This is a genomic window from Bacillus sp. SIMBA_026 (assembly GCF_046535335.1).
In the GTDB taxonomy this organism is placed as follows: domain Bacteria; phylum Bacillota; class Bacilli; order Bacillales; family Bacillaceae; genus Bacillus; species Bacillus velezensis.
In genome coordinates this window covers 535,487-552,571 of sequence record NZ_JAWRWX010000001.1, presented here as the reverse complement: position 1 = coordinate 552,571, position 17,085 = coordinate 535,487, and the positions used below count along the sequence as shown (strand labels likewise).

The 17,085-nt window shown below is 43.6% G+C and carries 2 protein-coding genes; both read right to left on the bottom strand.

Going from position 1 to position 17,085, the window contains the following annotated elements; genetic code table 11:
- Positions 1-46: 46 nt before the first annotated feature.
- Complete coding sequence (locus SB847_RS02955) at positions 47-4,807, bottom strand: type I polyketide synthase (RefSeq protein ID WP_410577320.1); 4,761 nt, start codon at positions 4,805-4,807, stop codon at positions 47-49.
- Entirely contained in the window at positions 4,807-17,067 is a 12,261-nt protein-coding gene (locus tag SB847_RS02950) for an SDR family NAD(P)-dependent oxidoreductase (RefSeq protein ID WP_410577318.1), read from the bottom strand. Before SB847_RS02950 ends, SB847_RS02955 begins: the two co-directional genes overlap by 1 nt.
- Positions 17,068-17,085: the final 18 nt, after the last annotated feature.

Sequence of the window (17,085 nt, the reverse complement as noted above, 5' to 3'; positions counted from 1 at the left end):
AAAACCTTCATCCCCTTTACAAATGGCACTGCCGCAAAATGATAAACTAATCCTGCATACGCTCCAGCGCATAATCTGCTTCCTCCGCAGTCAGTTCGCCCGCTTTTAATTGTCTGAGGAGCTCTTTTACTCTCTCGTTCTTTCCATTGGAATCCGCTGTTGCATGATTCTGTGCCTCCGCGGAAAACGTTTCTTTTTTACGAATGGTTACATCCTTTAAACCTGCAAGTCTCTCTCCCTGTTCATTAAGCAGCTGAATATCGTAAATAAGCTCGGAGTGACCTTTTTGGCCTGTTTTACGCGCATAAGCCCAGCATTCTGCTGAAACTTTTTTCCGAATCGTAATCTCTCCTATTGAAAAAGGAACATAAACAGATGCCTCTTCTCTTCCGTCCGTAATGCCGAACAAAGATTGCAGAGCCCCATCAATTAAAGACGGATGCAATGTATAATTTTCAAGAGCATATGCGGCTTCTTTTGGCAGCAATAAGTGTGCAACCGCTTCCGTTCCGCCGCCCCATAAACGTTGAATCGGCTGAAAAGCGCGCCCATACAGGAACCCGTTTTCCCGAAAATACTCGTAACATTCATCTTGTTCACGGACAAAAGCACTTCTGTTTATCATCTCTTGTCTGTCGATGTTCTCTATATCATCACTGTAATGATGATCATAATCTAATTCCCCCGTCACAAATCCAGTCCTTACAGCAGCATCCTCGTCAGGTGACATGTTAAATAATATGCTGCCGTCTTTTACGGAAATATGAGTGTAAATGGTCAGGCTCTCTTGCAAAAGCATGGCCGGTCTGGCAAATATCACGTTTTTTAAACGAGTGACCTTTTTCTTTCGATATGACCGCGTTCCCGCTGCGCATGCCATTTCAAGAAAAGCAGCTGCCGGGAGAATGCTCTTGTTTTTTACAATGTGGTCTTTTAACCAAATCTCTTTGTCTCTTAATGTCGTTTTAAAAAACTGCTGTTCCAGAGTAGATTCATTCGAATCCAGAAGCGGGTGCAGTGAAGACTGCTGCGGCAATATTTCCGTAAATACTGCACTTTGGCTTCCAGGCACCCAGTAAGACTCCTCAGCAAATGGATATAAAGGAAGCTTGACCTTTTGCGGGGTATATTCTTCATATAACTCTCTCCATTGAATATCAGCCCCGAAAGACCATAATTTTGCAAGAAGATTCAAGTCCTTTGTCTCCATCATCACCTCGAGGAATTTATCTTTCATCTTTTGATCATGAAAGATAAAGACTTTATCAAAATCTTTCGTAACATTGCCTTTGTATACGCCCTCTCCAATTGTTCCTTCAATACAGAAAGTTCTCAGCTTCTCCTTAAGTTCCGGCAAATCGGAAGCTACAACAGCAAGTCTGTCTTCCATCGGTTCCCTGCATGTCTGCAATGTAAAAGCGATATCAGCTGCCGAGGCCTTTGTCTCCCGCTCTGTGAATTGCAGAAGGCGCCGAGCGTATTCTTTCAGTCTGTCTTCATTTTTGGCAGAGAGAACTGCGGCAAACGGACCGCTTATTGTTTGTGTGTCAGCATGGTTTTGATATTCTTCCACAATGACATGGGCATTTGCTCCTCCCGCTCCGAACGAACTGATTGCTGCTCTCCTGTTGGAGGCGCCTGATTCTTTCCGCCACTCTTCTTCTTTCTGCTGAACGTAAAAAGGCGTCTTTTCAAATCGGATATTTTGGTTCAGCTGTTCCGAGTGAATGGATGGCGCCAATTTCTGGTGCTTAAATTGTAAAAGAACTTTTGTAAGGGCTGCTATACCTGCGGCAGACTCCAAATGTCCGATATTAGACTTCACTGAACCTATGGCGCAAAATTGTTTATCGTCCGTAAATTTCTCAAAAGCTTTTGTCAATCCTGCGATCTCAATCGGATCTCCGAGCGAAGTACCCGTTCCGTGTGCTTCCAAGTAGCTGACGGATCGCGGACTGATGCCCGATTTCTTGAAATTTTCAGCAATCAGCTCAGCTTGTGCATTCGGATTCGGAACCGTAAATCCATTGGTTTTTCCGCCATGATTTACAGATGTTCCTTTAATCACTCCGTATATATGATCCTGATCGGCAATTGCTTTTTCCAGAGGTTTCAACAGGACGGCTCCCGAACCTTCTCCAGGGACATAGCCGTCTCCGCCCTCTCCGAAACTTCTGCACAATCCTTCGGTGGAAACAAAATTACCTTGACTCAGCCAAAGGTATTTGCTGGGGTGTATGGACACATTAACGCCGCCCGCAAGCGCAATTTCACTTTCCCCTCTTTTAATGCTTTCACACGCCAAGTGAATGGCCGTCAGCGACGATGAACACATCGTATCCAGTGCAATGCTCGGGCCGGAAAGATTAAAAAAGTATGAAACCCTGTTCGCAATAGATGAAAAGAAGGAACTGAGCGCAATCGGATTGCCCCGCGCAGTTTCTTCTGCGCCGAATAATTGATATTGTCCGTACATGGCTCCGACAAACACACCGGCTTTCATACCGTCAAGCTTCTCTTTTGTATATCCTGAATCTTCAAACGTATGCCAGGAGGTTTCGAGAAAAATTCGCTCCTGAGGGTCCATCAGCTCAGCTTCTTTATGAGAAATGTGGAAAAACAGCGGATCGAATTGATCAACACCGCTGATAAAACCGCCCCACTTACTGTTGATTTTCCCCTTCTCCATTCTGTCGGGACTGTAAATCGATCTGAAATCCCAACGTTCCTCGGGGATTTCAATAATACAGTTTTTCCCTCCGGCAATGTTTTCCCAGAACTCCTCAAGAGTATCGGAATTCGGATATCTTCCGCTCACACCGATAATGGCAATATCCTCACCCGGCTGAACCATGCTCGGTGCAGCTGCAACCCTCTGCTGCCGGTGCTGTTTTTTACTCAGATTTTCTCTTTTCTTCGGCACTCTTGTTACCGGAGCTGCCCCTGCGGCCTTAAGCACTTTTTCTTTAAAAGATGTTAGGAAGAAGTTTGAAAGCTCTTCAATGTTCTGATATTCAAAAAAGATTGTTTTTGGAAGATCCCCGAAAGTATCTTCAAGCTTTGAAATAAGTGACATGATCATAAGTGAGTTGATTCCGAATTTCTCAAAAGAGTCTTTCGCATTTATTTTATGAGCTTGGATTTTCAAGACACCGCTGATGATCTTGATTAAATAGTCATTGACTTTTTCTTTCGCAGCATATTCCTCTTCTTCATCGTGTTCCGCCGTGAGTGTATCTTGATCTGCTGCAGCTGTGTTTCTTTGAATCGAAAGCGCTTTTATCATTTTATCCCGCTCTCCTTCTGCAGGCATTAAGCTGGTAAATGAAGACCGCAGCATTTTCAGAAACGCTTCCAGAACAGAGGAAGTTCGCATCGGAGTCATTCCGTATTTTTCTTTTATTTGGTTGATTCCATTGCTGTCGAGACTCATCCCGCCATCTTTCAATAACGGCCAATTGATTGAAAGGGTTTTTCCGTTTCGGGAGAGCTGAGATCGAAGCATTGCAAAACTGTCCATAAAATGATTTGCATAGGCATAGTCACTTTGCCCGGCATTTCCGTAAGCGGAAAAAGAAGAAAAGAGAACAAAAAAATCAAGATCTTCGTCTTTTGTCAGCTCATCCAGCCAGATTGTCCCGTAAACTTTCGGTTTCAGTACGTCCGTAAAATCACTGAGACTTTTATTTACAAGAAATGAGTCACGAAGGATGCCGGCAGCATGAATGATCCCGTTTATGCTGCCGTACCGCTGTTTAACGCCGAAAATGAATCGCTCTGCCTCTGTTCGATCTGTTATGTCCGTCCGCTGATATTCAACAATAGAGCCGCTCTCATTAAGCTTACTGATCCGTTCTTTTTGATCAGCTGCTAAAAAAGAACGGCCTGTAAGTATAATCACGGCTTGGTTTTCTTTAGCGATGTGTTCCGCAAACAGCAGCCCGAGTTTTCCGGCTCCTCCGGTAATGATATATATGCCGCCTTTTTGATACGTTACAGATCCGTGATCGTGTTCCGGAATATCAATAGGCTGCAGCCCTTTCACATAACGGGTATGTGAGTCTATTAAAATCTCACATTCATCCGTTTGAAAGCGCTGCATTTCACTGATTACAGCATCCCATATCTCGGAAACCGGAGGATTTATGTCAGAATGCTCATGGCGAATCTGTATGGTTTTCGCTTTAAGCTTGGAGCTTTCCATGTTTACCGTTTTCATGAAACCTCCGACAGCTTCATGAAACGGCTGATTCAGATCCCTTGTCCAATAAATATGCAATAACGTAACAGGTTCGTTTCTCCGCATTAAAGCTTTTGATAATAAAAAGAGCGAGTTTATCCCTCTGCAAAGAGTTTCGTTAACGGATTCTTCAGTGAATTCTCTGATTTCTCCGTTCCATAAATAAAGCACGACATCAGGTGTAAATCCGTTTTCATCCAAATCAGACAGCAGCATTTCGACATGACTTTCATCAGAAGGATTGATTGTGCATCTATTCCGTTCAATTCTATAATCAGAATCGGGCGTTACGAGAATGACACGGTTATGATCTCCATTCATCATCTCGGCATGCTGAAAAAGACGGTTATCCTGATCAAAAATCAGCATATTCCCCGGGGCCTGCTGATTCGGCATATCAATGTTATTTGTCCTTACCCAATCGTTCTTAAAAAAAATGGTTGGGGACGGAGCTTGCTCCGCCTTTTTTTCCATTTGTTCTTTTCTGTAAGTGCGAATTAGCTCCAGTCCTGCATCAGGAGACATTTGCTGTTCTTCAATTAAGGAAAGTATTTGTTTGATCTGCACTATTTTCCCTCCAGCAGCTGATAAACTTGGTCAGCAGAAAGTTCACCGTTTTTCAATTGTTCTAATAAGAAGAGAATTTCCTGATCTTCATTTTTACGTCCTGCGGTTAATTCTCCCCCGGTCACTTTTCTGACAGAAAAGTCTTTCATGCTCACGGCTATTTCGCCGCTCTCGTTAATAAAATCAATGTTATACGTATAAAAACCGGTTTCTCTCACCGAAACATGGCATCGGGCAGTAAGCGCCCTCTTAATGTGAAGCTCTCTAAGTGAATATGGAACAAATAAGCCCTCTTTCTCATTATCTCTTAACAAAAATGCCGCCGCTTGAAAACCGCCGTCAATTAATGAAGGATGGAGTGTAAAATGTGAAAACCCGTTCGCTAAATGAGCCGGAAGCTCCAATTCTGCCATTAACTCCATATCACTGCGGTATACGGCTTTCAACGTTTGAAAACTGCTATGATATGTCAGGCCCATACGACTGAAGCGGTGATAACACTCTTCCCGGCTTATGACCGGCCCACTGCTGCGTTTGAACTTATCAATATCGACATACTCAGGATTGCTGTTTATGTCTCCGAATACTGTTTCACTTCGTGTGCAGATTTGCTGCACGCCATCCGGACCCTCTTTACATATCGTTACGTTCAACTTATCTTGTTTCATGTCCAAGTCGGTATAAATGTGCAGCGTTTTTCCTTTATATAATATAGGTCTGTTCCACATCACGTCTTTTATTTTATATACTTTACTTTCTCCGCTTATTTCCGCACAAACGAGAGCCATTTCAAGCGAAGCGGCTCCTGGCAGCACATAGTCTCCTGAAACAAGATGATCAGTGACGAAAAATTCAGTTCCGGAAATAACAGTTTTAAATGCTTGTTTCTTTAATGTTGAGACATTCTCGCTGATTAATGGGTGAAGACTTTTGCTATTAACCTCGCTTTTGTTCTTTTTCGGAGTAAACCAATAACTCTCTTTTGCAAACGGATAAGTTGGCAGCGGCACTCTATTCAATTTCTTATTGCCGATTGTCTTCCATTCAAACTCGGCTCCATTGGCCCACCATTGTGCGAGCAGCTCCTCTTTTCCGCTTTGAAGAGCCTCCTCAATCATATATTCAGAAACAGCTGTGCGCTCTTCTGTGTTTTCGCTTATAAATACGCCTTTTTGCACCTTGCTGTCATCAAGAAAGCTGACGTATTTATCTCTCAGCTCAGTCAGACTCGCTGCACATACGGCAATTCTTTCGTTCATTGCTTCCCGGCCGTTTTGCAATGTAAATTCCATGTCACTGGCATTAACGGTCATTTCACCGGCAATCACGCGATCCAAGTACTGAAGCATAAGCCGGATATACTTAAGTAATTGATCTTTGGTTTTCGCAGATAAAACAAAAATATGTGTGTTACCGTTGTTTTCCGGCACTTCTTTTTGAGGTTCCCTATATTCCTCTAAAACAATATGCGCGTTCACACCGCCGAATCCGAATGAGCTGACACCTGCTCTCCTCGGCAGATCGTTGTTCTCTTCATCTTTTATCGGATGCCACTTTTGAGCGGTTTCTGTGATATAAAATGGCGTATTTTCCAGTTTGATGTATGGATTGAGTTCTGAAAAATGGGCGAGACCCGGAAGTTTGCGATATTTAAAAGCCAGTAACACTTTCATCACTCCGGCTATTCCGGCAGCGGTTTCGAGATGGCCGATGTTTGTTTTCACAGACCCGATTCCGCAGCATTTCTGTTTCTCAAAGGGAATGTCCCATTCTTGATATAACGTTTTAAATGCCTTTATGATGCTGTTCACTTCAATCGGATCGCCAAGACTTGTCCCTGTGCCATGCGCTTCTATATATCCCGCAGTGGCAGGGCTGACCCCCGCCTTCCGCCAAGCTTCGGTTAATAAGTCCGCCTGTGCGTTCGGATTCGGAGCTGTCAAAGAATTGGCGCGGCCGCCGTGATTTACAGCTGACCCTTTAATCAAACCATATATATGATCACCGTCTGCCTGTGCTTTGCTGAGCGGCTTAAGCAATACTGCAGCCGCCCCTTCACTCCTTACATAGCCGTCAGCGCTTTTATCAAACGTTTTGCACTTTCCGTCTTTGGAAAGCATACCTGCTTTATCAAAAGCTATAAACAGAGTAGGGCTTGTCATAATATGCACACCGCCTGCAATCGCCATTTCAAAATCGCCTCTTTGAATCCCCTCAGCCGCACGATGAAGAGCAACTAACGAACTTGAACAGGCAGTGTCAATCGGTTCGCTCGGACCCGTCAGGTTCAGCTGGTAAGAAATACGATTTGCCAATATACAATGATTTAAACCGGTTGCAGTCTGCGCCTGAACAGAGACGCCATTTTCATTCAGACGTTCAGCATAATCCGTTGTGGCAACCCCTGCAAACACCGCGGTTTTCGTCCCTGCCAAATCAGATGGCTTATAGCCCGCATCTTCTATTGTTTTCCATACAGTCTCCATAAAAATTCTTTGCTGGGGATCCATTAATTCTGCTTCGGCGGGAGAAATCCCGAAAAACAACGGATCAAAACTGTCCGCACCTTTGATAAATCCGCCTTTTTTTATTTTTGTTCTATTGACGTCCCTGATCGGATCGCCGTCAAACTCTTTCCAGTTCCAACGGTCTTCAGGAATGTCTGTAATCATATCCCGCCCTTTTTCAATTCCTTCCCAAAAGTCTTCCAGCGTATCTGTTTTGGGGAAACGGCCGCTTATTCCCACTATTGCAACCGGCTCATTCATATGTCTTTCCTCTTGCCTAGTTTTGTTTTCAGGCTCAGGGGAATGTTCATAGGATTCCGGCGGAGGCGTGCTGTACAATGTTTTTTCGTCAGCTGCAGAAAAAGATTCTGTCTCAGCAAAAAGGATTTCTCCGTATTGCTCGATTACATAATCAGTCAGTTCAGCCAGTGAATTGCATTCAAAGAAAATGGACGGCAATAATTCCGTACCATATTGTTGATTGATTTCATTTCCGAGTCTGGTAAACGTAATAGAATCAAATCCGTACTCGCCGAATGAAGTCTCTTCTTCTATTTCCTTTCTGTCAATCTTTAAAATACTTGACATCATCTTTGCGATGCCCTCAATCAGATTTTCTCTCCTGTCTTTCGCCGCAGATTCATCTGAAGAAAAAGAACCGCAGAGATGAAGCTCTTCAGAATACTCACTCTTTAAAAACTCAAGAAGTTCATTAAAATCAGTAAGACCGAAAAAATCTGACGGCATCATTGATATTCCTAATGTTTCGTTTAATTCGTTGCCCAGCATTGTAAACATAATTGAATCAAATCCGTATTCACTTATCGGCAGTTCAAAATCAAATTCCCGTTCTTCAATTTTTAATACGCCGGTGACGATGCGCGTCAAAGTGCTTTTTAAAGATTCAGTTATTGACAGCTCTTTCGGTTCTTGATTTTCGTCGGCGATTGCCGGGTCACTTTTTCCGCTGTCAATCGTTATCATTCGTTCCAGCTTTAATTCATTACCGCTAAATACCATTATTTGATGTTCACACCCTGTCATTGCTTGATCAAATGCTGCAAGGCCTTCCCGTTTTTCCAGAGGCAGCATTCCGAAACGGTCATAAAGGAACTTCTCTGAATGAATGTCAATTTGCATACCGCCTTCTTTCCATAAAGGCCAATTAATCGAGACTGTTTTTCCAGGTTTATTTTCCGTTGCTCTCATTTCCGCAAAATAATCCATAAACCGGTTTGCATAAGCATAATCAGTTTGTCCGGCATTCCCGATTATTGCGCTGATAGATGAAAACATAACAAAAAAGTCCAGAGGTTCTCTGTCTGTATACCGGTCAAGCCATATCGTTCCGTAAACCTTGCTGGCCAAGACTGAATCGAGATCCTCTTCACGCTTATTGATGAGTAATGAATCTTTTATCACACCGGCGCTGTGAATAATTCCTTTAACAGGACCTAATTTGTTTTTGACGAGTTTTATCAGGTTGTCGACATTTTCCTTATCAGAAATATCGGTTCTTACATAAAAAACTTCTGATCCGTTTTTTTCGAGCTCTTTTACATTGCTTATGGCTTCCTCAGAAAGCTCTGACCTGCCGATAAGGACAAGTTTTATTCTCCCTTTTCGCACAAGATGTCTGGCGAAAATCAGTCCCAGACCGCCTGTTCCTCCTGTAATGAGGTAAACTCCCCCTTCTTTTACTTCCATCTTTTTGGGGGGCTCGGCACTTTCAATTTCTGCAGAGTGCTTTACCTGCCTGATTCCATCTCTGTATCTGATTTCTGAAGAAGTATCATCGCTGATGACTGTTTCTTTCACAAGGTTTTTTAATTCAGGCAGACCGCCGTTCAGCTGTAACTGAATTTCATCGCTGTGTATTTCAATATTTTTACCGGACAACATAGGATGTTCTAAATGAAGCGACCTAAAAAAGCCGCTGATTGCCATTTGATAAGGTAAGATTTGATTTTCCCTTGTGAAAAATACATGTGATATCAGGATTTTATGTCTTGGGATTGTTGCTAGCAGAGCTTTCGTTACATTGAAAACCGGCAAAACAGCCTCTTCCAGTTTTTCATGAATGTTATGCTCAATTCCCGTTTCAGGGCTCATCCCGATTAAAATGACGCGGTCAATTGTCACTTGTCTTTCTTTGAGAATCGCCAGCAATTTCTTATAGCCGTCAAGTTTGACGCTGTTCAATTCAAAGGAATCAGTTTCTTTTTCTTGAAAACTGCCGCCATGGCGGACAAAGATCATATTCAGGCCGATATCTTTATATGCCTTGCGGATCAGCGGTTCTGATATATCCTGACGGAGTGAAATCACAAGGCAGCTGTTTAAACCGCTGGCTTCAGGCTGATGAAGCAGAGGGGCCCGCTTCCACATATCAGTGTAATACTTAACTGAATGCCGCTCATCCTGAGTCTGCGGTGCAGCCTTTAATGCCTTCAACGCTAAGTTTTTTATTTTAAGACTTACAGATCCGTTTTCATCCATAAATAGTATATGAAACCTTTTGACATCATCATGTTGTCTTTCATCGGCAGCTGTAATGTAAGCATAGCCGTTTGCCGAAGGTGCATGCAGAATCTCCAGCTCGCCTAATTCAAAAGGCAAATATGCGGTGTGATCCCCTTCTTGACCGGACATAAACCCGGTTGTGGATTGAAAAATGCCATCCAATAAACACGGTTCCAGCAGCGTGCCGGATTTTTTATGAATGCTCTCAGGAAGTGATATTCGTGCAAGAACAGCATTTTCATGGATAAACAGCTGTTTTATTACCTGAAAACTGGCTCCATAGTCCAAACCGCTCTGCCGGAAGGTCCTATAACACTCAGCGCCGCTGATTAATCTCTTCTGTCCGGTTAACCAGTTGTCCAATTGAAAATGCTCTGTATGAGAGGCATCTTTATCTCCGCATGTGATAATGTTTCCTTGGCAATGAACTGCCGCTTCAGGTTGCATATCGGTTTTCACCACAAATCTGCCGTCTTTTTGATTCGGCAGCAGATCTATCATTATCGTCTTTTCTTTTTCAACGATTATTGGAACCGGCCATACAACCTGACTCAGTTTTATGACTGATTTTCCGTACAGCCTCTCTCCCGCTTCTCTGGCCGCTTCGATGATTGCCGCTCCGGGCAGAACCATATTCCCATGCACAACATGATCTTTTAAATAATATTCAGAATCAGAAAGCGTTTTATAAAATCGGCACTCACCTGCAGAAAAATCAAATAAAGGAGCTGTACCGGCTGCTGATTTTGTTTGCGCCTTATTTGACACCCACAGTCTGTTTTTTAAGAAAGGGTAAGTCGGCAGCGCAATTTTCGCCGGTTTTCTGCCGGTGCGGAAATCTTCCCAGCTTAAATTCCCTCCTGATACCCAAAATTCAGCCATTTCGGCTAATGTAGTTCTGCCGGATTTGAGCGGAAGATCCGATTGCTGCTGTCTGCGTTTATGATTCGGTTTTTTCCCTCTAAATATTTCGTGATCGTCAATTCCATTATAAAAGTGATTTAATTTCAACATCAGATCATCGATATTATTTGAAATGACAGCAAGCCTTTCCGGCATGGCTTCACGCCCTTCAAGAAGGGTATACGCAATATCAGAAAGGTGAAGCGGCTTGTTTGTTCCCGCTTGCTGCAAAAACTCGTCCTGCTTATGACGGGCCTTTTGAAGATATTCCTCCAGCTGTTTTGCCGATTCCCGTAAACTCAGTGAATGCTTGGCTGAGAGTACGATAAGTTCCTCACTTTCCTCACAATTCGTATGACAGTCAGCAGCAGACTCATACTCTTCCACAAGGATATGAGCATTTGCCCCGCCCGCTCCGAAAGAACTTAATCCCGCGCGCCGCGGATAATTGCTGTCAGAATGTTTTTCATTCGCGGGTTTTATCCAGTCGGCGGTTTCCTGCTGAAGACAAAAAGGTGTCTCTTCCAGATAAAGATCCGGATGCACCCGTTCAGCATGCAGTGTTGCGGCTATTTTTTTATACTTCATTTGTAAGATAATCTTTGTCAGGCCGGCAATACCCGCAGCCGCTTCGAGATGACCGATGTTAGATTTAATCGATCCGAGAGAGCAATATGAAACATCTTCGGTATAAGCTCTAAACGCCTTGGTCAGGCCTCGGACTTCAATCGGGTCACCCAGCGGCGTTCCCGTGCCGTGGGCTTCAATAAAGCTGACACTTCTGGCGCTCCAACCGGCCGCTTTAAGAGCTCCTTGAATTAAATCCGCCTGTGCGGCAGGATTAGGCACCGTATAGCCATTTGTCTTTCCGCCGTGATTAATTGCCGTTCCTTTAATGACGGCGTACACAGTATCATTATCACGTATGGCATCTTTAAGCGGTTTAAGAATAACGGCCCCGACACCTTCCCCGGGTACGAAACCGTCGCCGCCTTCTCCAAAACTTCTGCATTTTCCCGATTTTGAAAGCATCCCCATCTGACATCGGTATAAATAGTCAGAAGGATGAAGATACAAATTTACTCCTCCCGCAACCGCAACCGAGCACTCACCCTTTGTTAAACTTTGGCAAGCCATGTGAATTGCCGTTAAGGATGAAGAGCAAGCCGTATCTACAGGGACACTGGGACCTGTAAAGTCAAATGTGTAAGACACTCTGTTCGCGAGAGACCATGGGAACGAATTTGGAAGTACATCGTTTTTATCCGTCGGTATTCTTTCGCCGAGCAGCTTGTAGGAATTGGTTGTCACTCCCGCAAATACACCGACATGTTTTTCGGTCTGCTTTCTCAACCCTTCAATGGTATATCCCGAATCTTCAAATGCTTTCCACACGGTTTCGAGAAATATTCGTTCCTGAGGATCCATCGCTTCTGCTTCTCTCGGCGATATTTGGAAAAACAAAGAATCAAATGATTCAGCATTCTTTAAAAATCCGCCCCATTTGCAATAAATTTTCCCCTCATGCGCTTTAGCGGGGTCTGGATCATAGTAGGTCTCATAATTCCATCGTTCTTTCGGAATTTCTGTGATTGCGGTTCTCTCTTTTGATAGAAGCTCCCACAATTCTTCGATATTTTCAGCCCCGGGATAACGGCCGCTGATACCGATTACCGCTATCCCGTCAAGATGTTCTTTTTCCTCCGCCGCAGGTGCAGTGATGTTTTGTTCCGGCCTGGCAGGGGTAATGCTCTGAATCTGTTTTCCTTTTTCCTCCCGTGAAAATAAACGCCCCAGCCGATCCGGATATTCCTTTACAAGATGATCTGCTAAATCTCTGATTGTATGAAATTCAAATAAAAGCGTTTTCGAAATTGCTCCCAGTGACTGCTCCAGCTTTGTGTTGCATTGATGAATCATAACCGAATCCATTCCATATTCAGCCAGATGCACATCTTGATCGATCTCTTCCCGTTCTGCACCGATCTCAGAGGAGATGATATTGGTTAAAAACAAAACTGTCTGATCCAAAATATCGCCTTGAGCCAAAGGAATGGCACTGCCTGTCTCTGTTTCGTCCGTCAAAAATCTCTGCCGCATAAATTGTTCAAAGCGCTCATGATCACCGCAGACTGCAATATTATGCAGCTGACCCGAAGTTACAATCCGCGAAAACCATTGCGTTCCGTCTTCAGCAGGAAGTTCTTCGAGCCCGGAACCATGAAAAAGAGACGTCCGCCCTTGACCTGACAGGTTCGCCCCCATTCCGATGTCTTGCCATAAAGGCCAATTGATTGTCAGCGTGCGGCCGCTGCGCAGAGAATTTTGCCGTTTCTGTTCCCGATATTCGGCAAAATGATCTAAAAAGCTGTTTGCATATGCATAATCACATTGGCCTTCGTTCCCTGCAATAGAGACGACTGAAGAAAAAACGGCGAAAAAATCCAATTCCAGCGACTTCGTTGCATGATCAAGATTCAATGCGCCATGAACTTTTGGAGCAATCACCTCTGAAAGTTCCTGCTTTGTTTTTCGAAAAAGCAGCGAGTCTCTGATAACTCCTGCACAATGAATGACGCCATGAAGACCTGCATGCTGATCGGTAATACCGTCAATCATTTTTTTTACCGCTTCTTTATCGGATATATTCGCCTGTACATAATAAACCTTTGCTTTAAAGCTGTTCAGGTATTCTAAATGTTTCTGCTTATCTCCGTTTAAAGCAGATCGCCCCGATAGAATAATGGTGGATCTTTCAGTTTTCGCGCAATATTCAGCGACTTTACTGCCAATCCCCCCAAATCCCCCTGTAATTAAATATACTTTATCTTTTTCAGGGTATTGAATGGTCTTTGTGTATGTTTCTCTCTGCTTCTCTAACATCCGTGCATATCTTACGCAGCCTCTGTAAGTGATATGAATATGCCGATCAGGCGCTGTGTTTATTTCTTTATAAAGAATAGCAGCCTTCTCTGAAAATGAAACGGATGCAGAATCATGTTCAAAGCAAACCGTCTTACAATGCAACTGCGGATATTCTTGTTTTACCGATTTTAAAAAACCGTTCACACCTTCAAAATACGGCAATTTTTCTTTTTGATCTGCGCTGAATGTATAAATGAACGTTACTTTGTTTATAAGGTTCTCGCTGATTAAAGCTTTAGTCAGATAAAACCCGGAATAAATTCCTGATTCGAGTGTTTCTTCCAGTTCAGGCCGTTTTTCAGACCACGTATGCAAAATTGCATCAGGCGCTGCGCCTTTTTCTTTTAACAGACGAATGACACTTTGATAATCATCGGGCCGCTGCCTGTTGATCGTGAAAACACTGTCGCTTATCTGCTCTAAACGGTCACCGGGCATAATAAGATATGCGGACGTATTCTCTCTTTTTTTCAGCTCTTCAAAATAGTCTTTGTTTCCGGAGAACAACAAAATAGTACAGGCTTGTCCGCTATCCGCTTCATTCTCAAGTGCGGTTTCTTTCCATACCGGCGTATAAAGTGCCTGATTCTTCTTTTCTGAAAAAGCCGCGTCTGATTTTACCTGCTGAGGGTTTAAAGAAAATTGACAGCGCTCAAACGGATAAGGCGGAAGCGGGGCTTTTCTTTTATGATAGTCACCTAGTTTCGCCCATTCAATCTCTTCTCCTGAAAGCCACATTTGCATAAATGAATGATAAAGAGCCTCATCAGCTGGTTTGTCCGCTTCAAAAGCAGCCGCTTTGTTTAGTTTTGCTGATGGAGGGAGCGATCCGAATTGAAAAACTGAAAAATCAGAAACATCCACATCCGGCTCCGTTCCCTTTTCTTCCGTGTGAAGCGGCATATGATCAGCTATCTCCTGAGACACGGCATCCATTTGATTGTATTCTGTCATCAACGGAAAACGAGTTTTATCATAAAAACCTGCCGGCTGCTCATTAATACAAGCAACAGCCTGTTTAATTCCGTCTTGCTTTTTCAATAACATGCTCAGAAAAAGTTCTTTAGAGAAGATTCCTTCATCAAGTAAATTTAATATTTCCAGAACATAATCATTATTAAAGAATCCATCATAATCTGTTAAATCCCATCTCTTATACAGTCTTCTCATAGAGGCAAGGATAGCCATGATCGCTGCTTCCTCATCAGCCGGCAATGCATTTCTTTTAACCGCCGCGCGATTCACAATATAAGATAAAATCTCGATTTCCTGAGTCTTCCCCGCTTTATCCCACTCTTCTAAAAACCCTTTAAACGTATATTGGTGCTCAAGAAGCAGCCGTGTTTTCCCGTACAGGCGGTCTGTAAAATCAGCCGGGAAGCTCAGACCGTTCAGCAGCATCCTTACATAATCTTCATTTAATCGAACCGGCGGGTACGTTTTTGAAGTGTACGGATTGACAAATGGAATGGACGGCGGCTCACAGGATATGTGCGAAGGTTTTTCAGCGCCTGTGATTACAGAAATGGCCTTTTCAATTTTGATGATATCCGCTGCTGCAAGAGCGACGTAATATCCGTCTCCGGCGCCTGTAATGAGGCTTGGCTTAAAACCGGATGCCAGGATACTTTTTATGATTTCCGTATTGATAACTAAAGAATACAAGCGGATTTTCTCAGGTGTCCATTTTCTTTTAAATGAACTGTGCAATGTTGGTATATCTTTCAGCACCGACCTTACGTTCTTTTCTAAATCAGGGAATACCCGTTTCAAAACGGCAAATTGTTTATAACTTTCCCATTTGAAGTCACCGATGGCAAGCGCCCATTCAGAATCTTGTTTCCTCCGAAAACTTAATCCCTCTTTAAGCTGATTTTTAAATTCCTCCTTGCTGCCTGCCAATAAACCAGCCCTGTAATCAAACGATGTCCTCCCCGTTAAAAGGGTGCTGCTGATCACTTCATTTGATATTTTGCAAAATTCCTCAGAATCGTCAGCAAAGGTTCTCCAATGATGTATCATTTGTTTCATGCTTTCTTCACTTTTAGCGGAAAAAAGGAAGGGTACCCTTCCTTTTCTGTCAGATTCGTCTTTTGTATGTATAAATTCTTCGATGATGACGTGAGAGTTAACACCCCCAAAACCGAAGGAGCTGATTCCCGCCCTGAGCGGAGCCCCGTCTGCCGCCTTCCAATCACTTGAATCAAGCGCCGGCCTGAACGGTGTTTTTTCAAACTGTATAATTGGATTTACCGTATGTACATTCAGGCTTTTCGGCACCCTCCGGTGTTTCATCATCATTAGAACTTTTATCAATCCGGCCATTCCAGCTGCTGCTTCTGTATGACCGATATTTGTTTTCACACTTCCGATCCTGCAATATTGAGTATCCTCAGTATATTGCCGATACGCTTTTGTCAATGCTTCTATTTCTATCGGATCGCCCAGAGATGTACCTGTGCCATGTGCTTCTACATAAGAAACCGTCGCAGCATCGACAGCAGCGTTGTGTAAAGCTTCTGAGATGACCCGGCTCTGCGCTTCTGCTCTAGGAGCGGTTATGGAACGGGATTTACCGCCATGATTAACAGCTGTCCCTTTTATGATCCCGTATATATGGTGACCGGCTTTTACTGCATCACCAAGGCGCTGCAGCAATACAACGCCTGCCCCTTCTCCGGGAACGTACCCGTTCGCCGCTGCGTCAAAGGTTTTACATTTGCCGTCAGGACTCAGCATTCTGGCTTTAGAAAAAGAAATATATTTTCCGGGTTGGAAATTCAAGTTTACTCCCGATGCGATTGCATAATCGCTTTCTTTTGTCCGCAGTGACTTAACCGCTTCATGTAAAGCAACAAGCGACGATGCACAAGCGGCATTTACAGACATACTTTTTCCGGTCAAACCGAATGTGTATGAAAGCCGGTTGGAAAGCATAGCTTCGAAACTTCCTAAACAGGCATAACTGTCGATTTCCGATTCAGCTTTACCTGTCTGCCGGTAGTCAGAATTCATAATACCTGCAAAAACAGAAGTGGTTTTACGCTGGAGATCCTGCAAAGAAACCCCGGAATCTTCGATGCACCGCCAAGTTTCTTCTAAAAGGATTCTTTGCTCAGGATCCATGTTTTTCGCTTCCCGGGGAGAGATATTAAAAAACTTATGGTCGAAATGGTCAGCTTTATGAATAAAACCTCCCCACTTGCTGATTGTTTTGTTCGGTACACTGATATCAGCTGAATAATAAAGTTCGGGATCCCACCGTTCAATCGGCACTTCCCGGATGGAATCTTTGCCGCTATTTATGTTTTCCCAGAATTCTTGATAATGATCTGCATCGGGGAATCTGCAAGCAACCCCGATTATCGCGATATCCGCATTCTGTTTATTCAAATGAACCATTGGCCTCCACCCGCTCCT

Coding starts and splice junctions, on each gene's coding strand:
- SB847_RS02950 (WP_410577318.1), bottom strand. CDS start 17,067: ATGGTTCATTTGAATAAACAGAATGCGGATATCGCGATAATCGGGGTT.